This window comes from Actinoplanes sp. NPDC026670 (assembly GCF_040638175.1).
GTDB lineage: Bacteria > Actinomycetota > Actinomycetes > Mycobacteriales > Micromonosporaceae > Actinoplanes.
This window is the reverse complement of sequence record NZ_JBEZXU010000005.1, coordinates 21,104-42,753: the sequence shown is the minus strand read 5'-3', so window position 1 is coordinate 42,753 and position 21,650 is coordinate 21,104. Positions and strand designations below refer to the sequence as shown.

20 protein-coding genes are annotated in these 21,650 nt (G+C 69.7%); 14 read left to right on the top strand and 6 right to left on the bottom strand.

Annotated features, from left to right (window positions below):
- The first annotated feature begins 57 nt into the window (after positions 1–57).
- Positions 58–1,299 (top strand): phosphoribosylamine--glycine ligase, encoded by a 1,242-nt coding sequence (purD, locus tag AB0E94_RS06725; protein WP_360323341.1) that lies wholly within the window; start codon positions 58–60, stop codon positions 1,297–1,299.
- On the opposite strand, the gene AB0E94_RS06720 is transcribed toward purD, so the two are convergent.
- On the bottom strand, positions 1,289–1,870 hold the full coding sequence (locus tag AB0E94_RS06720; protein WP_360323339.1) for a hypothetical protein: 582 nt from the start codon (positions 1,868–1,870) through the stop codon (positions 1,289–1,291). The genes purD and AB0E94_RS06720 overlap by 11 nt on opposite strands.
- 198 nt (positions 1,871–2,068) lie before the next feature.
- On the opposite strand from AB0E94_RS06720, the gene AB0E94_RS06715 reads away from it, so the two are divergent.
- A complete protein-coding gene (locus AB0E94_RS06715) occupies positions 2,069–3,253 on the top strand; it encodes a sensor histidine kinase (RefSeq protein ID WP_360323337.1) in 1,185 nt (394 codons plus the stop codon).
- A gap of 58 nt (positions 3,254–3,311) precedes the next feature.
- Positions 3,312–3,956, top strand: coding sequence for a response regulator transcription factor (locus AB0E94_RS06710; protein ID WP_360323335.1), 645 nt, complete (start codon positions 3,312–3,314; stop codon positions 3,954–3,956).
- Between the two features lie 1,111 nt (positions 3,957–5,067).
- Here the strand turns inward: AB0E94_RS06710 and AB0E94_RS06705 are convergent.
- Positions 5,068–5,520 (bottom strand): SCP2 sterol-binding domain-containing protein, encoded by a 453-nt coding sequence (locus AB0E94_RS06705; protein WP_360323333.1) that lies wholly within the window; start codon positions 5,518–5,520, stop codon positions 5,068–5,070.
- 130 nt (positions 5,521–5,650) lie between these two features.
- On the opposite strand from AB0E94_RS06705, the gene AB0E94_RS06700 reads away from it, so the two are divergent.
- From AB0E94_RS06700 to purB, 3 genes are read left to right on the top strand one after another with little or no spacing between them, the layout of a single operon-like run.
- Entirely contained in the window at positions 5,651–6,184 is a 534-nt protein-coding gene (locus AB0E94_RS06700; RefSeq protein WP_360323330.1) for a helix-turn-helix domain-containing protein, read from the top strand.
- Positions 6,181–7,416 (top strand): MFS transporter, encoded by a 1,236-nt coding sequence (locus AB0E94_RS06695; protein ID WP_360323328.1) that lies wholly within the window; start codon positions 6,181–6,183, stop codon positions 7,414–7,416. The genes AB0E94_RS06700 and AB0E94_RS06695 overlap by 4 nt, the downstream gene beginning before the upstream one ends.
- Positions 7,413–8,834, top strand: coding sequence for an adenylosuccinate lyase (gene purB / locus AB0E94_RS06690; protein ID WP_360323326.1), 1,422 nt, complete (start codon positions 7,413–7,415; stop codon positions 8,832–8,834). Before AB0E94_RS06695 ends, purB begins: the two co-directional genes overlap by 4 nt.
- A gap of 73 nt (positions 8,835–8,907) precedes the next feature.
- Here the strand turns inward: purB and AB0E94_RS06685 are convergent, their stop codons facing one another.
- A complete protein-coding gene (locus tag AB0E94_RS06685; RefSeq protein ID WP_360323324.1) occupies positions 8,908–9,582 on the bottom strand; it encodes a trypsin-like serine protease in 675 nt (224 codons plus the stop codon).
- A 234-nt stretch (positions 9,583–9,816) separates the two neighbouring features.
- On the opposite strand from AB0E94_RS06685, the gene purS reads away from it, so the two are divergent.
- From purS to purL, 3 genes are read left to right on the top strand one after another with little or no spacing between them, the layout of a single operon-like run.
- Positions 9,817–10,071, top strand: coding sequence for a phosphoribosylformylglycinamidine synthase subunit PurS (gene purS / locus AB0E94_RS06680; protein ID WP_106327911.1), 255 nt, complete (start codon positions 9,817–9,819; stop codon positions 10,069–10,071).
- Positions 10,068–10,769 (top strand): phosphoribosylformylglycinamidine synthase subunit PurQ, encoded by a 702-nt coding sequence (gene purQ, locus AB0E94_RS06675; protein ID WP_360323718.1) that lies wholly within the window; start codon positions 10,068–10,070, stop codon positions 10,767–10,769. The genes purS and purQ overlap by 4 nt, the downstream gene beginning before the upstream one ends.
- A gap of 32 nt (positions 10,770–10,801) precedes the next feature.
- Positions 10,802–13,237 carry a phosphoribosylformylglycinamidine synthase subunit PurL gene (purL, locus tag AB0E94_RS06670; protein WP_360323716.1) on the top strand — a complete coding sequence of 812 codons (2,436 nt, stop codon included), beginning with the start codon at positions 10,802–10,804 and terminating at the stop codon, positions 13,235–13,237.
- A 64-nt stretch (positions 13,238–13,301) separates the two neighbouring features.
- Here purL and AB0E94_RS06665 read toward each other — a convergent pair whose 3' ends face one another.
- Positions 13,302–14,861 (bottom strand): carboxypeptidase regulatory-like domain-containing protein, encoded by a 1,560-nt coding sequence (locus tag AB0E94_RS06665; protein WP_360323321.1) that lies wholly within the window; start codon positions 14,859–14,861, stop codon positions 13,302–13,304.
- Between the two features lie 376 nt (positions 14,862–15,237).
- Here AB0E94_RS06665 and AB0E94_RS06660 point away from each other — a divergent pair, with 376 nt between their 5' ends.
- The 5 genes from AB0E94_RS06660 (at position 15,238) to amcA (ending at position 19,967) form a co-directional block, all read left to right on the top strand.
- Positions 15,238–15,597 carry a sterol carrier family protein gene (locus tag AB0E94_RS06660; protein ID WP_360323319.1) on the top strand — a complete coding sequence of 120 codons (360 nt, stop codon included), beginning with the start codon at positions 15,238–15,240 and terminating at the stop codon, positions 15,595–15,597.
- 100 nt (positions 15,598–15,697) lie between these two features.
- On the top strand, positions 15,698–17,308 hold the full coding sequence (purF, locus tag AB0E94_RS06655; RefSeq protein ID WP_360323317.1) for an amidophosphoribosyltransferase: 1,611 nt from the start codon (positions 15,698–15,700) through the stop codon (positions 17,306–17,308).
- Between the two features lie 36 nt (positions 17,309–17,344).
- The gene (purM, locus tag AB0E94_RS06650) at positions 17,345–18,496 is read left to right on the top strand and encodes a phosphoribosylformylglycinamidine cyclo-ligase (RefSeq protein ID WP_093620688.1); all 1,152 of its coding nucleotides are present in this window, start codon (positions 17,345–17,347) and stop codon (positions 18,494–18,496) included.
- Positions 18,497–18,667: 171 nt separating this feature from the next.
- On the top strand, positions 18,668–19,771 hold the full coding sequence (gene amcB, locus AB0E94_RS06645; RefSeq protein ID WP_360323714.1) for a cyclophane-forming radical SAM peptide maturase AmcB: 1,104 nt from the start codon (positions 18,668–18,670) through the stop codon (positions 19,769–19,771).
- Entirely contained in the window at positions 19,740–19,967 is a 228-nt protein-coding gene (gene amcA / locus AB0E94_RS06640) for a multiple cyclophane-containing RiPP AmcA (protein WP_360323315.1), read from the top strand. The genes amcB and amcA overlap by 32 nt, the downstream gene beginning before the upstream one ends.
- Before the next feature lie 129 nt (positions 19,968–20,096).
- Here the strand turns inward: amcA and AB0E94_RS06635 are convergent, their stop codons facing one another.
- Both AB0E94_RS06635 and AB0E94_RS06630 read right to left on the bottom strand, forming a co-directional pair.
- Positions 20,097–20,330 (bottom strand): DUF3073 domain-containing protein, encoded by a 234-nt coding sequence (locus AB0E94_RS06635; RefSeq protein WP_093620685.1) that lies wholly within the window; start codon positions 20,328–20,330, stop codon positions 20,097–20,099.
- Positions 20,331–20,512: 182 nt separating this feature from the next.
- Positions 20,513–21,577 (bottom strand): Glu/Leu/Phe/Val dehydrogenase dimerization domain-containing protein, encoded by a 1,065-nt coding sequence (locus AB0E94_RS06630; protein WP_360323312.1) that lies wholly within the window; start codon positions 21,575–21,577, stop codon positions 20,513–20,515.
- Positions 21,578–21,650 lie beyond the last annotated feature (73 nt).

The following is a 21,650-nucleotide window of genomic DNA, read 5'->3' as shown; positions in this document are numbered from 1 at the left end:
AGGAGTCCGGGTACTGCGAAAGTTTACGCGACGCCACCGCAGGTAGGATGGGCCGTCGTGCGCGTACTTCTGATCGGCTCCGGTGGGCGCGAGCACGCGCTTGCCGTCGGCCTCTCCGCCGACCCGTCCGTCGACTTCCTGGCCGCAGCGCCTGGTAACCCGGGCCTCGCCCAGCTCGCCGAGCTGCACGACGTGAAGGCCACCGACCCGGCCGCGGTCGCCGCGCTCGCCGTCGAGCTGAGCGCCGACCTCGTGGTGATCGGTCCGGAGGCCCCGCTGGTGGCGGGTGTCGCCGACGCCGTCCGGGCCAAGGGCATCGCCTGCTTCGGCCCGTCCGCGGCGGCCGCCCGGCTGGAGGGCTCGAAAGCGTTCGCCAACGAGGTGATGGCCGCCGCCGGTGTGCCGACCGCCCGTTCGTTCGACTGCACCTCGGTCGCCGAGGCCCGGGCCGCGCTGGAGGAGCTCGGCGCGCCCTACGTGGTGAAGAACGACGGCCTCGCCGCCGGCAAGGGCGTGGTCGTCACCGACGACCTCGACGAGGCCCTGATCCACGCCGAGGCGTGCGGCAAGGTGGTCATCGAGGAGTTCCTGCCCGGTCCCGAGGTGTCGCTCTTCGTGGTCACCGACGGCACCGCGGTCGCGCCGCTGATGCCCGCACAGGACTTCAAACGCCTGCTCGACGGCGACGAGGGACCGAACACCGGCGGCATGGGCGCCTACGCCCCGCTCGACTGGGCGCCGGCCGACCTGACCGAGCGGGTGCTGCGCGAGACGGTCGAACCGACGCTGGCCGAGATGCGCAAACGGGGTACGCCGTTCGCCGGCCTGCTCTACGTGGGCCTGGCGCTCACTCCCGACGGCCCGAAGGTGATCGAGTTCAACGCCCGGTTCGGCGACCCGGAGACCCAGGTGGTGCTTGCGTTGCTGGAGTCGCCGCTGGCTGGCCTGCTCAACGCCGCCGCCACCGGCACGCTGGCCGAGCACGGCCCGCTGGGCTGGAAATCCGGTTCGGCCATCACGGTCGTCGTGGCGAGCCACAACTACCCGGGTGTGCCCCGGACCGGCGATGTCATCGAGGGCGCCGAGCGGCCCGGCGTGATCCACGCCGGCACCGCCCGTAACGCCGAGGGCGCGCTGGTCTCCGCCGGTGGCCGGGTGCTCAGCGTGACCGCCTCCGGCGCCGACCTGACCGCCGCCCGTGAGGCCGCCTACGCCCTGGTCGACGGGATCCGCCTGGACGGCGCCCAGTACCGCACCGACATCGCCCTGCGCGCCGTCGAGGGTCGCATCACGCTGTGACGAGCGCCGGCCGCGTGGCGTCCCGCAACAGCACGGCGGAGAGCCAGAGGACGCCCGCGGCCCCGGCCACCAGACCGCCCAGGTAGACCGCCTCGGGCACCGCGGCCCGCAGCGACGCCGCGCTCAGCCCCGGCACGTAGAGGGCCAGCGCGGCGCGGGGCAGCACCCCGGCCCGCCACGACGCGACGCCGAAGAGCACCACCCCGATCAGGAACGTGAAGGCCACCACCAGGAAGTACGGTCGACCTGGCCCGGTGAGCACCGCCTCCCGGGCCGCCGCGTCCTGATATTGCAGGACTGCGTGGGTCAGGAACTCGATCGCGAAGAGCCCACTCAACCCCAGGTGGTTGAGCACGAACCCGGCCAGCCCGAGCCGACCCGCCTCCCGCCGTTGACGCAGGTAGAGCGCGGTCAGGGTGAGTAGCAGCAGGGCCGAGGCGGGCGGCGCCAGGGCGTGGGTGAAGGCGTTCTCCGGCAGCAGCCCGGCACGCCGTGCGACAGCGATCAGGGTGAGGACACCGCCGACGAGCCCGGCGAAGGCCGCGAGACGGTAGAGCATCCGTTCAGACATGGTTCGACTCCAAGGTCAAATACCCGGCTGAGAGCCGCCGGAATGTGGATGCGACCACGGTGGCCGGGGCGGCCACGGCCGGAACAGTGCCGCTCGGTCAGAAGCCGGCGGGGGTGCCGGCCATCCGGCAGATGACCTGTGGCCAGACATCGACGTCAGCGCTGGTCGTGGCCCGTCGCGGTCACCTAGCGTGGTGACATGGCTGTGGAAGCTCCGCCGCTGCGCTGGATGGCCTCGCTCCTCTACCTCGCCGTCCTGCTCACCGGTCTCTACTTCGTCGGCGCCGGCCTGGCCCCGGACTGGTCGCGTGTCGAGTTGGCCGTCTACCTGGCCGGTCTGATCGCGCTGCTCGTGGTCGAGCAGGTGGACTGGCGGCGTCCCCGCACGCGACGGTGGGCGATGGCCATGCTCCTGATCCGGATCGTGCTGCTGGAGACGGTGAACGCGGCGGACGGCGCCGGATTCTCGCGGGCCCTGTTCGTGCTGGTGCCGTTCTTCGCCTACTTCTGGCTGGGCCGTGCCGCCGGGATCGGGCTGGCGACGTTCTATCTGGTGATGGCTCTGACCCGGACCACCACGGTCGACGGCGCCCGGACCGACCCGGAGGTCGTGTCCGAATTGTTCATGCTCTTCATCGGCCTGGTTCTGGCGGTTGCCACGGCTGCGGTCGCCGTCGAACAGAGTCGAAGCCGGTTGCAGGCGGAACGGCTGGTGACGGAGTTGACCGCGACGCAGGAGCGGGTGGCCGAGCTGAGCGCCGCGAGTGAACGGAACCGGCTGGCCCGGGACATCCACGACAGCGTCGGACACCATCTGACCGCGATCAGCGTGCAGCTGGCGAAGGCGGAGGCGTTCCGGGAGCGGGATCCGGTGGCGGCGGACCGTGCGGTCGCTGACGCTCGCCGGGCGGCGGGCCGGGCGCTGCGTGAGGTCCGTGAGTCGGTCGGCGCCCTCCGGGCTGAGCCGTTCTCCCTGGCGGCCGCCCTGTTCGCCCTGGTCGAAGGGTTGGACAGTCCGGACTTCCGGGTGGTCCTCGACCTCACCGGTGGAGAGGGCCGAGACGGGGAAGGCCGCGATGGGAAAGGCCGCGATGGGGAGGTTCCCGGTGCGGAGGCGCTCTATCGGGTCGCGCAGGAGGCGCTGACGAACGCCCGGCGGCACGCCGACGCCGGCCTGGTCCGGGTCGCGGTCCGCAGCTCCGGCGACGACGCGGTGCTCGAGGTGGAGGACGACGGCCGCGGGTTCGAGCCGGAGACCACCGCCGGCGGCGGGCTGAGCGGCATGCGGGAGCGACTCGCGGCGCTGGGCGGGAGCGTCCGGGTCGAGTCGAGCCCGGGCCGCGGCACCCGGATCACCGCACGCGTCCCGGCGGGAGCGCGATGACCGAGTCGCGAATCGGTCGCGGCACCCGGATCACCGTGTGCGCCCTGGGGGCGGCGCGATGACCGACGAGGCGGTGCGGGTGCTGATCGCCGACGACCAGGCCCTGATCCGGGAGGGCATCGCGTCGCTGTTGAGCATCGAGCCCGGCATCGAGGTGGTCGGCACGGCGGCGGACGGCCGGGCCGCGGTCGAGTTGGCCCTGGCCACCAGCCCGGACGTGGTGCTGATGGACGTCCGGATGCCGGTCCTGGACGGTCTGCGCGCCGCCGAGCTGCTGCGCGAACGGCTGCCGGCCTGCCGGGTGCTGATGCTGACCACCTTCGACGACGAGGAGTACGTCGTCCGGGCGCTGCGGGCCGGCACCGGTGGCTATCTGCTCAAGGACCTGCCGTCGAAAGAGCTGGCCCAGGCGGTACGGCTGGCCCGCGCCGGCGTCGACCAGCACGACAGTGCGGTGCTCCAGCGGCTGGTCACGGCTCTGGACCGGGGTGCGGTGGCGGCGACGCCCCGGGCCGACCTGACCGACCGGGAGCGGGCCGTGCTGCGGCTGATCGCCCGGGGCGCCACCAACCGGGAGATCGCCGCGCAGCTTTACGTGAGCGAGGGGACGGTCAAGAACCACGTCTCGAACATCCTGGCCCGGCTCGGCCTGCGGGACCGGACGCAGGCCGCCATCTACGCCCGCGACCACGGTTTCCTCTGAAGTCACCCCCATCACCGTCGATCTTGTGGAATTCCCGCCCCCCGCGTTTCGCCATCTGGGTAGCGACATTGCAGGTTAGGGCCACAGCCGAAGTGAGTCTTGCATTCGTCCTGGTCAGTCTCATCCTCGACGAAACTCCACAAGATCATCTTGAGGTCTCATGACCGGCCCTCCAGGGGCGATGCCGGGAGCAGACTGCCGAGGGCGGGTCCGCTGGCCGCAGCGATGGTCAGCGCACACGTTCACCTGGCCGCAGCGATGGTCAGCGCACACGTTCGCCGATCGTGTGCGCCTGCTTCGCTCTGACGGGGACGGGCGCACACGTTGTGCCGTCCGTGTGCGCCTATCGCCGTCCCGGCGAGGATGAAATCGCACGTTGCCGCATTGTGTGCGCTGGTCGTCGCCCGCTGGCGACTGCGCCGGGTCGCGTGCTGGCGACCGCGTCTGGCCGCGCGCTGGCGGCCATGCCGGGCCGAAGATCGGCGAGCGCGTCTGGCGGAAAGATCGACGAGTGGGACTTACCGAACATCGGTGACGGGGCTGGCAGGAGGTCGGCGACCGTCATCGTGGAAGTCCAGAAGATCGTGACGGGTTTCGTCGGAGACGGGACCTACTCGAGTTTCGCCGTTTTGGGGGATCGTTCGGGTGGCGGCGACACCGGGTGTCCGTCGGGATGGACGGTACGACGCCTCGGTGAAGACCAAAGGCGGCAAGGGCGGCCGGTCACGGTGGGGACACTGCTGGATCGTGGCCGGGGGCGAACGCACCGTCCCGATCAGCCTGATCGCCCAAGGCCTGATCGCCCAAGGCCTGATCGCCGTCCGGCACCACCCACAGCGTCACCACCGCCACACCGAAGCGCCCTGGTCCAGCACCAAGGCCCGACCCGCCTACCTCGACATGATCGTCCAGCTCCGCCACGCCATGATCACCACAAGGATTCCTGGACGCACCCGACCAGCCGACACCCCAACAAACCCTCGACGTCAACCTTGCCCGGGAACACGTCGCCACCTAGATCAACAACATGGTGAAACTCGAGGGCGCACTGTCACCGGCGAACTTCATAAGGTCGAAAGGGGCGGCGGTGGGCGTACAGCTGAAGGGGTTTTCAGCCCTTGGGGATGTCGAAGAGCTTGGGGATGCTGGTGGCGAGGGTTACGTCGCCCTTGGTTTTGATCTTGCCGGTCATGAACAGCATCACCGGGTTGCCGGTGCCGGAGACGATCTTGAGGAAGGTCAGCCCGTCCATGGTCATCGCGAGCTTCGGCTCACGGACCGGGGTGCTGGTCACCGTGCACGTCGCGCTCTCGATCACCGTCTCGTAGGTGTCCGAGGAGTCCTCCGGGCCGCCCGAGATGATCCAGTGGATGACGGTGGCGGTGTCGCCGGCCCGGTCCGCGCGGAAGAGCCCGGGCATGCGGTTGAAGACCTCGTCGAGGATCTTGGTGCGTTTCTCCGACGCCATCACCTCGGAGATCTTGGCGTCCGGGGTCGACTTGACGAGCTGCGTGAACTCCTTCGGACCGATCGACGCGAGTGACTCGGGGCTGAAGTCAGTCATCAAGGCTTCCTTTCGGAGTTCGCCGGTTTACTCGCCGGTAACTTTAGCGAGAATGCCGCTTTCTCGTGCAGTGTGCCACTCCCAAATGATTGTTGGACAGTCGGGGCGGCCTGCCCCTAGACTCCCCAAGATGTCTTTGGGAGACGGTGAGAAGGCCGCGCTGCGAGCGCTTGCCCACCCGGTCCGGTTGCAGATCATGTCGCTGCTCACCGGCGCCGAGCTGACCGCCGCCGAGGTGGCCCGGGAGCTCGGGCTGACCCATGCCAACGCCAGCTACCACCTGCGCAATCTGCTGGCCGGCGGGCTGATCGTGACGGCCGGCGAGGAGAAGATCCGCGGTGGCCTAGCCAAGCGGTACCGCTACGACACCCACCGCGAGCCGGTCGGCGGACCTCCGTCGGACGAGCAGCGCCGGGCCGACTACGCGGCGATCGCGCACGAGCTGATCCGGCGCAGCGCGAAGGCCAGGTTCGCCGAGAGCGGCAACGCGCTCGGCGACGGTGACTTCTGGATCGAGCCGGAGACCTGGATGGCGATCCGCGACCGGATCTCCGACGCTCTCGACGACCTGCATCGAGCGGCCAAGCCACCGCGCACTCCCGGCACCGTGCGCACCAGCACCACGATCGCGATGTTCCGGCACCGCCAGGAGGAGCCGTCGTGAAGCCGTTGCAGTACGTTCCGTACCGGTTTCTGCTGGCCGGTCGCACGGTCAACGCGCTGGGCAACTCGTTCGCGCCGATCGCTCTGGCCTTCGCCGTCCTCGACCTGACCGGCTCGGCCGGTGACCTGGGCCTGGTCGTCGGCGCCCGGACCCTGGCCAACGTGCTCTTCCTGCTGTTCGGCGGGGTGCTCGCCGACCGCCTGCCCCGGCACCTGCTGATGGTCGGGTCGAACGCCGCGGCCGCGGTGACCCAGGCCGCCGTCGCCGTCCTGGTGCTGACCGGCGCCGCGACGATCCCGCTGCTGATCGCCCTCTCGGTGGTGAACGGGGTGACCGCCGCGGTGGCGCTCCCGGCCAGCGCGGCTCTGCTGCCGCTGACCGTGCCCGAAGGGGTGCGCCTGCAGGCCATCGCCGTCAGCCGGATCGCACTGAACGGCGCGATGGTCCTCGGCGCCCCGGTCGCCGGGGTGGTGGTCGCGGCGACCGATCCCGGTGTCGGGATCGCCGTCGACGCGGCCGCGTTCGTCGTCGCCGGGCTCTGTTTCGCTCTGATCCGGGTCACCATGCCGGCTCGGTCGGCGGAGCGCTCGAACGTGTTCGCCGATCTGTGGACCGGGTGGTCGGAATTCCGGTCCCGCACCTGGCTGTGGGTGGTGGTGGCCGGATTCTCGCTGCTCAATGCGGCGTGGAGCGGTGGGCTCTACGTGCTCGGGCCGGTCGTGGCCGACCAGACCATCGGGCGCCCGGCCTGGGGTCTGGTGCTCGCCGCCGAGACGGCCGGGATGATCCTCGGCGGACTGCTGGCCATCCGCCTCAAGCTGCGCCGGCTGCTCCTCGTCGGAGTGGTGAGCTGCTTCGGAATGGCGCTGCCGCTGTTCGTGCTGGGCGGTCATCCACAGCTCTGGGCGTTGTTCCTGGCCATGTTCGTGACCGGGTTGACGCTCGAACAGTTCGGGGTCGCCTGGGAGACCACGATGCAGGAGCACGTGCCCGCCGACCGGCTGGCCCGGGTCTACTCGTACGACATGGTCGGCTCTTTCGCCGCGATCCCGCTGGGGCAGGTGGCGATCGGCCCGATCGCCGAGGTGACCGGGCCGCGGGCGGCGTTGATCGGCGCCGGTGTGGTGGCCGTGGTCGCGGTGCTGGGCATGCTGGCCAGCCGTGACGTACGCACCCTGCGTCACCGGCTGCCGGAGGCCGAACCGCGGCCCGTGTCAGAATCGGTGCCGTGACCATCCCGAACGTGCTCGCCGCCCGGTACGCCTCCGCCGACCTCGTCACCCTCTGGTCCCCGGAGGAGAAGATCCGGATGGAGCGCAAGCTCTGGCTGGCGGTCCTCAAGGCTCAGCGTGACCTCGGCGTCGATGTTCCGGAGGGTGCCGTCGAGGCGTATGAGGCGGTGCTCGACCGGGTCGACCTGGAGTCGATCGCGGCCCGCGAGCGGGTCACCCGGCACGACGTGAAGGCTCGCATCGAGGAGTTCAGCGAGCTGGCCGGGTTCGAGCAGATCCACAAGGGCATGACGTCCCGCGACCTCACCGAGAACGTCGAGCAGCTCCAGATCCGGGCCTCGCTCGAGCTGGTCCGCGACCGGATGGTGGCCAGCCTGGCCCGGCTGACCGCGCTCGCCGTCGAGCACTCCGACCTGGTGATGACCGGCCGGTCGCACAACGTCGCGGCGCAGGCCACCACGCTGGGCAAGCGGTTCGCGTCGGCGGCCGAGGAGTTGCTGATCGCGTATGAGCGGCTGGACGACCTGATCGCCCGTTACCCGCTGCGCGGCATCAAGGGCCCGGTCGGCACCGCGGCCGACCAGCTCGACCTCTTCGACGGCGACTCCGACAAGGTGGAGAGCCTGGAGCAGCGGGTCGCCGAGCACCTCGGGTTCAACCGGGTGCTGTCCAGCGTCGGCCAGGTCTACCCGCGGTCGCTCGACTTCGACGTGGTCTCGGCTCTCGCCCAGATCGTCGCCGGCCCGTCGTCGCTGGCCACCACGATTCGGCTGATGGTCGGCCAGGAGCTGGTCACCGAGGGCTTCAAGCCCGGCCAGGTCGGCTCGTCGGCGATGCCGCACAAGATGAACACGCGTTCGTCGGAGCGGGTCAACGGCCTCGCGGTGATCGTCCGCGGTTACCTCTCGATGGTCGGTGAGCTGGCCGGCGACCAGTGGAACGAGGGCGACGTCTCCTGCTCGGTGGTGCGCCGGGTGGCCCTGCCCGACGCGTTCTTCGCTACCGACGGCCTGTTCCAGACGTTCCTCACGGTGCTCGACGAGTTCGGGGCGTACCCGGCGGTGATCGGCCGTGAGCTGGACCGCTTCCTGCCCTTCCTGGCCACCACGAAGGTGCTGGTCGCGGCGGTTCGCAAGGGCGTCGGCCGGGAGGTCGCGCACGAGGTGATCAAGGAGCACGCGGTCGGCGTGGCGCTGGCCATGCGAGAGAAGGGCGTGGCGGTCAACGACCTCTTCGACCGCCTTGCGGCGGACGAGCGGCTACAGCTCTCCCGGGGCGAGATCGACACGCTGGTCGCGGATCGGGCCGCCTTCGTCGGCGCGGCGCCGGCGCAGGTGCGTGCGGTCGCCGATCGGGTCGCTGAGATCGTGGCCCAGCATCCGTCAGCGGCGGCGTACGCACCCGCGCCGATCCTCTAGCTCCGCCTTTTCAGGCGCCTGGCTTCCTCAGGCGCCTGGCTTCTCAGGCGCCTGGCTTCTCAGGCGCCTTTCCTCAGACGCCCGCGATCGACGTGATCCACGCCCGGTTGTAGGCGACGCTGCCGTAGTACTGGCGGCTCGTGCCGTCCGCGGTCGACGCGACACCCACCTGGGCGCCGTTGTAGACCTGCGGGCCGCCCGAGTCACCGCGCCAGGCGTTGCCGTTGATCCGGGTGCTGCCGATCGCCCGGCCGCCGTAGGCGTCGGTCTGGTTCGTCGACGTGACCTGCACCGTGGCCGTCTTCAGGGTCGGCGACGCCGAGCAGCCGGAGTAGCAGGTCATGCCCCACCCGTAGATGCTGTTGGTCGAGCCGACCGGCGGGTAGGCGCTGGACAGCGGCATGTACGACGTGCTGACCGAGCTGCTCAGGCGCAACAGGGCCAGGTCGTAGCGGGTCGACGATGACGAGACGGTACGGGTGACCCCGCCGGAGGCGTAGGTGACGCTGCCGACGCGTACCGACATGGTCCCGCTCACGCAGTGCCGCGCGGTGAGCACGTAGTTGGCCGAGATGATCGTGCCGGAGCAGGTGAAGCTGCCGTTGCTGAAGACGGCGGCGGCCCATGGCGCGGAGGCGACGGTGCCACCTCCGATGATGCTGGGGACGACCGGTTCGGCCTGGGCGGCGGTGGGGGCGAGCAGGGCCGCGACCGTGCCGGCGACGGCAGCCAGGAGTCGAATGCGCACGTCGAGATCTCCTTCTGGGGAACGTTAATAGAAATCGACGAATGCAAACTAAGGCTTCGTTCACCCTCCAGCCCAGAGTCCAATTGATACATATCACTGAATGATGGCCCCGATGTGAACGCGCATTCCCTGCTCAATGACGCTCGGGTCGGGCTGCCGACACCGGCCCCCGGCTTGTCCGCGGGGTCCACCGGGTAGGCTTCGCCTGCTTACACCTATCAGTCAGGAGTGCCCGTGGCTCGCGTCGTGGTCGACGTCATGCTCAAGCCGGAGATCCTGGACCCGCAGGGTCAAGCGGTAGCGAATGCGCTGCCCCGGCTCGGCGTCACCGATGTCTCTTCTGTCCGCATCGGCCGCCGGATCGAGATCGATTTCACTGGAGAGCCCGACCTTGACCGGGCCCGTGAGATCGCCGACAAGCTGCTCGCCAACCCGGTGATCGAGGACTTCGAGATCCGCGTCGAGGGCGTCGCGGCGGAGGTCGCCTGACCATGCGGATCGGTGTGGTCACCTTCCCGGGTTCGCTGGATGACGGAGACGCCGCCCGTGCCGCCCGGATCGCCGGCGCCGAGGCCGTCCGCCTCTGGCACGGCGACCCGGACCTGCACGGCGTCGACGCGGTCGTCCTCCCGGGCGGGTTCTCGTATGGCGACTATCTGCGCTGCGGCGCCATCGCCCGGTTCGCGCCGGTGATGGAGTCCATCATCGATGCGGCGCGGGGCGGTCTGCCCGTGCTCGGCATCTGCAACGGCTTCCAGGTCCTGTGCGAGGCACATCTGCTGCCCGGCGCCCTGACCCGGAACCAGCACCTGCACTTCCGCAACCGCGACCAGTGGCTCAAGGTCGAGTCGACCGGCACCGCCTGGACCAACAACTTCACCCCGGGCCAGGAGATCCTGATCCCGGTGAAGAACGGTGAGGGCTGCTTCGTCGCCGACACCAGGACGCTCGACGCGCTGGAGGCCGAGGGCCGGGTCATCGCCCGCTACATCAAGGGCAACCCGAACGGCTCGCAGCGCGACATCGCGGGGATCACCAATGAGGCCGGCAACGTCGTCGGCATCATGCCGCACCCGGAACACGCCGTGGAGGCGCTGACCGGCCCGTCGCTCGACGGCCTCGGCTTCTTCACCTCAGTCCTGCGCAGTCTGGCGAAGGACGGTCAGCTCGCAGGGGGACAACAGTGACGACGCAGCAGAGTGGCTTCGCTGCGACCGACGTGCTCGCCACCGGTTCCGACGAGCCGGACACCGTCGAGCGGGCGGAGAAGTCCCCGGAGGAGCTCCAGCCCTACGCCGATCTGGGGCTGAAGGACGACGAGTACGCCAAGATCCGCGAGATCCTGGGCCGGCGGCCCACCGCGTCCGAGCTGGCGATGTACTCGATCATGTGGAGTGAGCACTGCTCGTACAAGTCGAGCAAGGTGCACCTCAAGCAGTTCAGTGAGAAGGCGCCGCAGAACACCCGGATGCTGGCGGGCATCGGGGAGAACGCCGGTGTGGTGCAGATCTCCGACGAGATCGCGGTCACGTTCAAGGTCGAGTCGCACAACCACCCGAGCTACGTCGAGCCGTACCAGGGCGCGGCGACGGGTGTCGGCGGCATCGTCCGCGACATCCTGGCGATGGGCGCCCGGCCGATCGCGGTGATGGACCCGCTGCGCTTCGGTGCGCACGACCACCCCGACACCGCCCGGGTCCTGCCCGGTGTGGTCGCCGGCATCGGTGGCTACGGCAACTGCCTGGGCCTGCCCAACATCGGCGGCGAGATCGTCTTCGACCCGTGTTACCAGGGCAACCCGCTGGTCAACGCGCTCAGCATCGGTGTGCTGCCGGTCGAGCGCCTCCAGAAGAAGGAGGCCACCGGCACCGGCAACATCGTCGTGCTGCTCGGTGCGCGGACCGGCCGGGACGGCATCGGCGGTGTCTCCGTGCTGGCGTCGGCCACCTTCGACGAGGAGGCCGAGCAGCGCCGCCCGTCGGTGCAGGTCGGCGACCCGTTCATGGAGAAACTGCTGATCGAGAGCTGCCTGGAGCTGTACGACGCCGGACTCGTCTCCGGCATCCAGGACCTCGGCGGCGCCGGCCTCACCTGCGCGCTCACCGAGACCGCCGCCGCGGCCGGCACCGGCATGCGGGTCTGGCTGGAGCGGGTGCCGCTGCGCGAGGCCTCGATGTCACCGACCGAGATCCTGGCCAGCGAGTCGCAGGAGCGCATGCTCCTGATCGTCACGCCGGAAAACCTGGACGCCGTGCTCAAGGTCGCCGAGAAGTGGGGCGTCTGGGCCACCGCGATCGGCGAGGTCACCGCGGCCTCCGCCGACGGCACCCCGGGCCGCCTGCACATCACCTGGAACGACCACGTCGTCGTCGACGTGCCGCCGGGTTCGCTCGCCGACGACGGCCCGGTCTACAACCGGCCGATCCGTGAGCCGAACGACGTGATGCTGCTCCAGGCCGACCGGGCCGAGACGCTGCCGCGTCCGTCCACCGGCGACGCGCTGCGGGAGACCGTGCTGCGGATGGCCGCTTCGCCGAACCTGTGCGACAAGACCTGGGTCACCGAGCAGTACGACAGGTACGTGCTGGGCAACACGATCCTGGCTCAGCCGGAGGACTCCGGCGTGCTCCGGATCGACGAGGAGACCGGCCTCGGGGTGGCGTTGTCCGTCGACGGGAACGGGCGGTTCGCGCGCCTCGACCCGTATGAGGGGGCCAAGCTCGCGCTCGCCGAGGCGTACCGGAACGTGGCCGTCACCGGCGCCGAGCCGGTCGCCGTCACCGACTGCCTCAACTTCGGCTCGCCCGAGGACCCGCACGTCATGTGGCAGTTCGCCGAGGCCTGCCGGGCCCTCGCCGACGGTTGCCTGGAACTGGGCACCCCGGTGACCGGCGGCAACGTCAGCTTCTACAACCAGACCGGCGCCGCGGCGATCCACCCCACCCCGGTGGTCGGTGTGCTCGGTGTCTTCGACGACGTGGCCCGCCGCGTCCCGATGGGCTTCCCGCGTCCGGCCAAGGCCGGCGGCGACCTGCTCTTCCTGCTCGGCGAGACCCGCGTGGAACTCTCCGGTTCGGAGTGGGCCTGGGTGACCCACAACCACCTCGGCGGCCGCCCGCCGAAGGTCGACCTCGCCGCTGAGCAGGCGCTCGGCCGGGTGATGGCCCAGGCCTCGAAATCCGGCCTGGTCAGCGCCGCGCACGACCTCTCCGACGGCGGTCTGGCCCAGGTGCTCGTGGAGAGCACCCTGCGCCACGGCGTCGGCGCGAAGGTGACCTTCCCGGAGGACGGCAACTCGCCGTTCGTCCACCTGTTCAGCGAGTCGGCCGGGCGTGCCCTGGTCGCCGTGCCGCGCGGCCACGACAAGGCGTTCCTCGCCCTGGTGGCCGAGCACGGCGTGCCGGTCACCCCGCTCGGCGTCACCTCCGAGGAGGCGGCGCTCCAGGTGGAGGGGCAGTTCATCATCCCGCTGGAGGAGCTGCGGACGGCGTGGTCGGCGACGCTGCGCGACCTGTTCGGCGGTCCCGCCGAGATGGCCGCCCCGGCCGCCGCCGCTGCCGAGGAGTCCACGCCGGTGACGTCCGGTGAGGTCCGCTCGGTGACGCTGGAGCTGAGCCCGCAGGCGCCGGGCGGCCCGATCGAGCCGCCCGCCTGACAGGTAACGCATACAGAAAGGCCCCGCGCGAATCCGCGCGGGGCCTTTCTACTTGATCAGAACCTCAGTTGTCGTCCCAGTCGCGGTTGGGGCGCTGGCCGTAGGTGCCGCCACCCTGCTGCGGGGGCTGCTGCTGCGGGTAGCCGTTGCCGTAGTTGCCACCCTGCTGGGGATAACCGCCCTGCTGCTGGTGGTGCTGGTCGTACCCACCCTGGTCATACCCGCCCTGGTCGTAACCACCGTCGTAGTTGCCGCCCTGCTGGTAGCCACCCTGGTCGTAGCCACCCTGCTGGTCGTAGCCGCCCTGGTCGTAACCACCTTGGTCGTAGCCGCCCTGGTCGTAACCGCCCTGGCCGCCGCCGTACTGACCGCCACCGTAGTTACCGCCGCCCTGCTCGGGCTGGTAGAGGTTGGTGTGCTCGTCGTACCGCTGGGGCTGCTCCGGCTGGTACAGGTTGGTGTGCTCGTCGTAGCGCTGCTGGCCGCCGTCGTTGTAGCCGCCGCTCTGCGCCGCACCGTAGCCGCCACCCTGCTGCTGGCCGTAGGTCTGCGTCGCGCCGCCGTACTGGCCGCCGCCGTAGTTGCCACCGCCCTGCTGCTGGTCGTCCCACTGGTTGCCGCCGCCGTACTGGCCACCGGCGGGCAGCGGAGCACCATACGGGTCGGGGAACTCGTCCTCGACCGGAGCCCGGTGGACCATCGTGGGCGCGTCGCCGAGCCCGGCGGTCATCCCCGCAGGCCGAACGCCCATGCCACCCGGAGCGACCATCGTGGCGTCGTTGCGGCCGGCGCCGACCGGAGTGGCCATCCGGGTGGCGTCGAAGCCACCGCCGACCTGAGCCGGGACCTGGCCGATGCCGGTGTCCGAGCCGAGTTCCTCAGCCTTCTTGCGGCGCATCCAGACCAGCACCATGGCGCCGATGCCGGCCGCCACGAGCAGGCCGCCCATGACGATCAGCAGCCAGCTGCTGCCGCCCTCGTCGGAGTTGTTGGCGGCTTGCTGGGTGTCGTTGCCGCCGATGTTGTTGAGGCCGTCGGTGCCCTCTTCGGCGGCCTCGTCCTCGGTGGCCTCGTCGGTCGGCGCGGTCGTGGCCGAGGCGCTCGCGGAGGGGGTCGCCGAGGTCGCGGCGGCCGCCTTCTTGATCGTCAGCGGGACGTTGACGGTCCGGCCGGCGGCGCCCTGCACGGTCACGTCGGCGGCCTCGTAGCCGGCCTTGGCCGCGGCGACCTGGATCGAGCCGACCGCGATCGGCGCCGAGTCGGACGAGCTGAACGAGTAGCCGCCGCTGCTGTCCGTGGTGGTCGTGTAGGTGTGACCCTGACTGTCCTTCATGATCACCTGGACGCCGGCGACGCGGTCACCCGAGTCGTCCTTGATGCGCCCGGAGACCTGCCGGACCGTGGTCGGCGCGGCCGGGCCCTCGACCGTGACGGTCTCGGTGGCCGTGGCGGCGGCGCCGGTGAGGTCCGCGGTGTCCTTCGAGGTGACGGTGATCGTCATCGTCTGCGTCTGACCGGCGGCCACGGTCGGCGCGGTCAGCGTGGCTTCGTATTTCTCCGGATCGTTGCCGATCGTGTCGCTCGGCCGGCAACCGCTGCTGCATCGGCCGGCGCTGGTGGTCACGTCGGAGTTGATCCGAGTGGGGGTGGCCTCACCCGCCGGGTTACTTACAGTGTAGGAAATGGTTACAGTAGAGCCTGACGCCACCGTACGATCCGACACGGAGTCGATCGTCACGGTTGGGGTCACCGCCTGAGCAGCCGTTGGGATGCCGACCACCAGCCCTGCGACCAGTGCCAGTAACGCACCGGCCTGGGCCGTCCGGGCACGTAGGTGCGTTGTCACGTCCACCACCTTCCGGTCGCGCGGTCCCCGGTTCCTTCGATGTCCGGTGGATCCCGCGACGTGTACACCGTCGGCAACTATGCCTTGTCATACGTCACTCGCGCGACCCAGGGCGGTGTGCCGTTCTCCTCAACTCGGGTCGTATCGTCCCGACATGTCTCCTGCGCACAGTAAATCCGAGTCGGTGGCCGAGGCGTTGGATGCGGTGGACCGGGGTGTCGAACCCAACCGCACGGTGCTGCGTGATGCCGTGCGAGCACTGCTGACCGAGTTGTCCGCTCGGGCACCTGGCCGTTCGGTGGAGGTGCGGATTCCTCCTTTCGGTGCGATTCAGTGCGTCGCCGGTCCACGGCACACACGTGGCACACCGCCCAATGTGGTCGAAACGGATCCGATGACGTGGCTGCTCGTGGCCACCGGCCGGCTTCCCTGGGACGACGCGGTGCGTGACGGACGTCTCCGAGCGAGCGGTGTGCGTACCGATCTCACCGACTACCTGCCACTTCTCGGCTGACGAGCCCGGGTGCCCTTCCCGTGGGCTCGCGTACACTGGTCGGTCGGACGGACCAGCGAGTTCGCGGTTCGTGCAGACCCCGACATGAGGGAGCGAGCAGGTGCCCCGAGGCGACGGCCTACTGACCGACGATCTCGACCCCCAGGAGCGCGGCCCCCAGGATGCCTGCGGCGTCTTCGGCGTCTGGGCCCCCGAGGAGGAGGTCGCCAAACTCACGTATTTCGGACTCTACGCACTCCAGCACCGCGGGCAGGAAGCCGCCGGCATCGCAGTGAGTGACGGGTCCGGCGTGGTGGTCTACAAGGACATCGGCCTGGTCTCCCAGGTGTTCGACGAGCCGACGCTGGCGAGCCTCCGTGGCCACCTCGCGATCGGCCACGCGCGTTATTCCACGACCGGTGGCTCCAACTGGGAGAACGCCCAGCCCACGATCCGCGCCACCCCGGCCGGCACGACGATCGCGCTGGCCCACAACGGCAACCTGGTCAACACGGCCGAGCTGGCCAAGGAGGTCGCCGACCGCGGCCTCGAGGTGGGTGACTCCACCTCCGACACCGCCCTGGTCACCACGCTGCTCGCCGGCCGTCCCGATCTCTCGGTCGAGGCCGCCGCGCTGGAGTTGCTGCCGACCCTGCGCGGCGCCTTCAGCTTCGTCTTCATGGACGAGCACACCCTCTACGCCGCCCGTGACGCTCAGGGTGTCCGCCCGCTGGTGCTGGGCCGGATGGAGCGTGGCTGGGTGGTCGCCAGCGAGACGGCCGCGCTGGACATCACCGGCGCCAGTTTCGTCCGCGAGGTCGAGCCCGGCGAGATAATCGCGATCGACGAGCACGGCCTGCGGTCCAGCCGCTTCGCCGCCCCCGAGCCCAAGGGCTGCCTCTTCGAGTATGTGTATCTCGCTCGCCCGGACACCACGATCGCCGGCCGCAACATCTACTCGGCCCGGGTCGAGGTGGGCCGTAAGCTCGCCAAGGAGCACCCGGTCGAGGCCGACCTGGTGATCGGTGTGCCGGAGTCGGGCATCCCGGCCGCGATCGGTTACGCGGAGGCCTCCGGTATTCCGTACAGCGCCGGTTTCATGAAGAACGCCTACGTGGGCCGCACCTTCATCCAGCCGTCGCAGACCATCCGTCAGCTCGGCATCCGGCTGAAACTGAACCCGTTGCGCGAGGTGGTCCGGGGCAAGCGGATCGTGGTGATCGACGACTCGATCGTCCGCGGCAACACCCAGCGCGCCCAGATCCGCATGCTGCGTGAGGCCGGCGCGCTCGAGATCCACGTGCGGATCTCGTCGCCGCCGGTGAAGTGGCCGTGCTTCTACGGCATCGACTTCGCGACCCGGGCCGAGCTGATCGCCAACGGTCTGGAGATCGACGGGATCCGCCGTTCGATCGGCGCCGACAGCCTGGGTTATGTTTCGCTCGACGGTCTGGTCCAGGCGACCGAGCAGCCGAAGTCGCGGCTCTGCATGGCCTGCTTCGACGGGGAGTATCCGATCGAGCTGCCGGCCGGCGACCTGATCGGCAAGCACGTCCTGGAGGGTGTCGGCCGCCGGGCGACGATGCCGGGTGCCACTCCCGCGGCGGCCACCGCCGCTGTCGCCGATCTCGAGAGCGGTTACGAGGCTCGCGAGTCGGCGAAAGACGACCGGGCGGCATTGGAGCCGCTGGTCGCCAGCCCCGGCGGCGCGACCGCGCTGCACCACCCGTGATTTCTTCAGTTACACAGAACCGCTAAGGGGAGAACCGTGACGCACGTGTCCGAGCGCAACAGTGCCGGATCCAACGGCGCCGAGGGAGGCGACCGTCAGCCCTGGACGGCCGGCTCCGGACGCGGACCGCGCAAGCGCTCGGCCACGTACGCGGAAGCGGGTGTCTCGATCCACGCCGGTGACCGTGCCGTCGAGCTGCTCAAGGCGAAGGTGAAGAAGACGTCCCGGCCCGAGGTGATCGGTGACCTGGGCGGCTTCTCCGGCCTGTTCCGGCTGAACACCGCGAAGTACAAGAGCCCGATCCTGGCGTCGTCCACCGACGGCGTCGGCACCAAGCTGGTGATCGCCCAGCAGCTCGACATCCACGACACGATCGGCATCGACCTGGTCGCCATGGTCGTCGACGACCTGGTGGCCTGTGGCGCCGAGCCGCTGTTCCTGCTCGACTACATCGCCTGCGGCGAGGTCGTCCCGGACAAGGTGGCCGAGATCGGCGCCGGCATCGCGGACGGCTGCCGCTACGCCGGCTGTGCCCTGCTCGGCGGCGAGACGGCGGAGCACCCGGGTGTGCTGCGCCCGGACGAGTACGACGTGTCCGCCACCGGTGTCGGTGTGGTCGAGGAGAGCGAGATCCTCGGCAAGGAGCGGGTCGAGCTGGGCGACGCGGTGATCGCGATGCGCTCCTCCGGTCTGCACTCGAACGGTTACTCGCTGGTCCGGCACGTGCTGCTCGGCGCCGGCCGGATGCGGCTGGACACCGTGGTCGACGACTTCGGCACCCAGCGGACCCTGGGCGAGGAGCTGCTCACCCCCACCAAGATCTACGCCAAGGACTGCCTGGGCCTGATCGAGGAGACCGACGTCCGGGCGTTCTCGCACGTCACCGGCGGCGGCATCCCCGGCAACCTGAACCGGGTGCTGCCCACCACCATGGACGCCATCGTGGACCGCTCCACCTGGCGCCCGCAGCCGATCTTCGACCTGATCCAGGCCAAGGGCCGGATCGAGGACTCGGAGATGGAGGCCACCTTCAACATGGGTGTCGGCATGTTCGCGATCGTGTCGTCCGACGACGCGGACCGGGCGATGGCCTACCTGACCGGCCGTGGGGTCGAGGCGTGGCAGGTCGGCGAGGTCGTCGAGGGTTCCGGCGAGGTCCAGATGATGGGGTCTTACACCCGGGGTTGACCGGAAAGTGATTCTGGTTGGCAATAGTCCCAACGTGAAATGATCCGCGTGTGTCGATGTCCGGCACATGCGGATCTTTCGCATGGACTGTGGAGCGCGAGGCCTAGCCTGACCTGAGTCACGAGGTGCCGGACGGGAGTGTGCGGGGACATGACGGTTGCGTGGAGCGGGATGCGGGGCATCTCGGCAGAACCCGGCTACGTCGTCATGCAGCCCACTACCCTCTGCAATCTCGCGTGCGGGTACTGCTACCTGCCGTTGCGCCGGGAGAACTTGAAGATGCCGGTCGCGGTGGCCGAGGCGGTTGCTGCGGGTGTGGCCGGCTTCGCCCGTACCGGAAGATTCTCGGTGGTGTGGCACGGTGGTGAGCCGCTCGCCGCCGGCCGGGCCCACCTGGCCGCGTTGTTCGCGCCGTTCGGCGCGGGCGTCGAGCACCACGTGCAGACCAACGCGACGCTGATCGACGACGAGTGGTGCGAGTTCTTCGTCGAGCACGACGTCCGGGTCAGCGTCAGCGTGGACGGCCCGCGCGGGCGCAACGGCGATCGGGTGGACCGGGCCGGAAAACCCGCCTACGACCTGATCGTGCGCGGGATTGAGCGGCTGCGGGCGCACGGCATCCCGTTCTCCACCCTCTGCGTGGTCGGCGATCCGCGGCCCGGCGTCGCCACCGAGCTGTACGACTACTTCCTCACCCTCGGCTGTGAGGTGCTCGGCATCAACGTCGAGGAGCAGGAGGGCGTCAACACCCGGCTCAACCGCCACGACCCGGCCGCGGTGAGCGCCTTCTGGGCAGAGCTGGTGACCGCCTGGCGCCGCAACCCACGGATCCACCTGCGCGAGGTGGAGTGGTCGCTGCGGTACGCCTCAGCGGTCCTCGACGGCAAGGCTGACGACCTGCTGCCACGCCGGCTGGACCCGATCCCGACGATCGCCCACGACGGCACGGTCGTGCTGCTCTCGCCCGAGCTGGCCGGTTTCCACGACCCCCGGTATGGCGACTTCTCCAGTGGCAACGTGCTCACCACACCCTTGCCGGAGATCCTGGCCGGGGCGGAGGACACGCTGTGGATCCGTGAGTTCCTGACCGGGATCGAGGCATGCCGTAACAGCTGCCCCTACTTCGGCTTCTGCGGTGGAGCCCACGCCGCCAACCGGTACTTCGAACACGGCAGGTTCGACGTGACCGAGACGAACCACTGCCGGAACAGCAAGATTCGCCTATTGGAGGGAGTGCTGGACCATGCCCGAGATCACGAAGCCACGGCTGTCTGACGGCGTGGAGACGGATCCGGTGACGGCACGGGTGCACGACACCCGGGCCGGGCTGGCCGCGCTCATCGCGGAGGCGGAAGAGGCCAGGCAACAGCGCGCTGAGGAGTCACCAGAGAGCGGCGGCTCGGCAGTGTGCGCCTGGAACCACTTCGAGAACATTCCCACGTTCTACAACTGGAACAACCGCCCACGCTGAAGATCGACGCGGCTCGGTTGAAGCCCACGCGGACGAACCGCGTGGGCTTCAGTCGTTCAACCGTAGGAATCGTCACCCCGTGACACACGGGAGCACGCGGTGAGTCCGCGTGCTCTGTGGAAAACGGGGTCAGCTCCGCCTTGAAGGCGACCAGGAGTCCTGGTCACCCCAGGTGTCCTGGTCTTCCGCAGCGTCGTCCTCGTCATCGTCGACGAACTCATCGTTGTCGTCGTCGAAATGACGGTCCGATTGGCGGGTTCCCGCCAATTCGCGCTGCAAGGCGGTGAGGTCGGTGTTCGGGGAGTGGTACTTCAACTCCCGGGCCACCTTCGTCTGCTTGGCCTTAGCACGGCCGCGCCCCATGGCTCGACCCCCTCGCACAGAATTCGGGGCAGCCCGAAGGCTGGGCCCCGATGACGTCAGGCATCTCTCGTGGGTCTTACGGTACATGGACGATGCCTAGTTCGGCACCTCGGGTTGCGTGTGACACTGCCGCGCGTCGCGGTTGACCTTCTCCGGCGGCGCGCGGCAGTGATTTCAGCGCCTCAACCGAGGTAGATCGAACGCAGTCGGCCGACCTCCGCCATCCGCCTCTCAGCAAGCCGGTCGGCCGCGACCGCCGGCGGCACACCCTCGTCGACGGCGAGCTGGAGCAGGCGCCGGGTGGTCTCGAAGATCCCGGTGGCCCGCAGCTTGGCCCGGTCGAAGTTGAAGCCGTGGATCTCGTCGGCGACCTGGATGACGCCGCCCGCGTTCACCACGTAGTCGGGGGTGTAGAGGATGCCGCGGTCCACCAGGACCTTGCTGATGTCCGCGTGGGCGAGCTGGTTGTTGGCGCCGCCGGTCACGACCTTCGCGCGCAGCGCCGGCACCGTGTCGTCGTTCAGCGCGCCGCCGAGGGCGCACGGTGCGTACACGTCGATGTCGGAAGTGATCAGGGCCTCGGTGTCGGGCAACAGCGTGATCTGGGGGTACGTGGTGCGAGCCCACGCCAGCGCCGCCTCGTTCACGTCGGTGGCGACCACCGTGGCGCCGTCGTCGAGCAGGTGACCGGCGAGGTACTTGCCGACCTTGCCGAGACCGGCGACACCGACCGTGCGGCCGGCCAGTGACGGGGTGCCCCAGGTGTGCTCGGCCGCGGCGCGCATGCCCTGGAAGACGCCCCAGGCGGTGAGGACCGAGGAGTCGCCGGCGCCACCGTGCTCGACGCTGCGGCCGGTCGCGTACTTCGTCTCGCGGGCGACCACGTCCATGTCCTGCACGTAGGTGCCGACATCACAGGCGGTGTAGTAGCGGCCGCGCAACGAGTCGACGAACCGGCCGTACGCCCGGAGGAGGGCCTCGCTCTTGAGTTTGACCGGGTCTCCCCAGATGACGGCTTTGCCGCCGCCCAGGTCCAGACCGGCCATCGCGTTCTTGTAGGCCATGCCGCGGGACAGCTTCAGCACGTCGGCGAGGGCGGCTTCCTCACTCTCGTACGGGTAGAAGCGCGTGCCGCCGAGCGCGGGTCCGAGAGCGGTCGAGTAGATACCGATGATCGCCTTCAGTCCGGTGTCCCGGTCCTGGCAGAAGACGACCTGTTCGTGCCCGTCGGTGTCGAACACGTCCATCGTGGGTTCTCCTGATCTCTGGGTAGGCCTTCGTGGGGCCATGATCCCGGCGGGGTGAGCCGGTTAGGCCGAG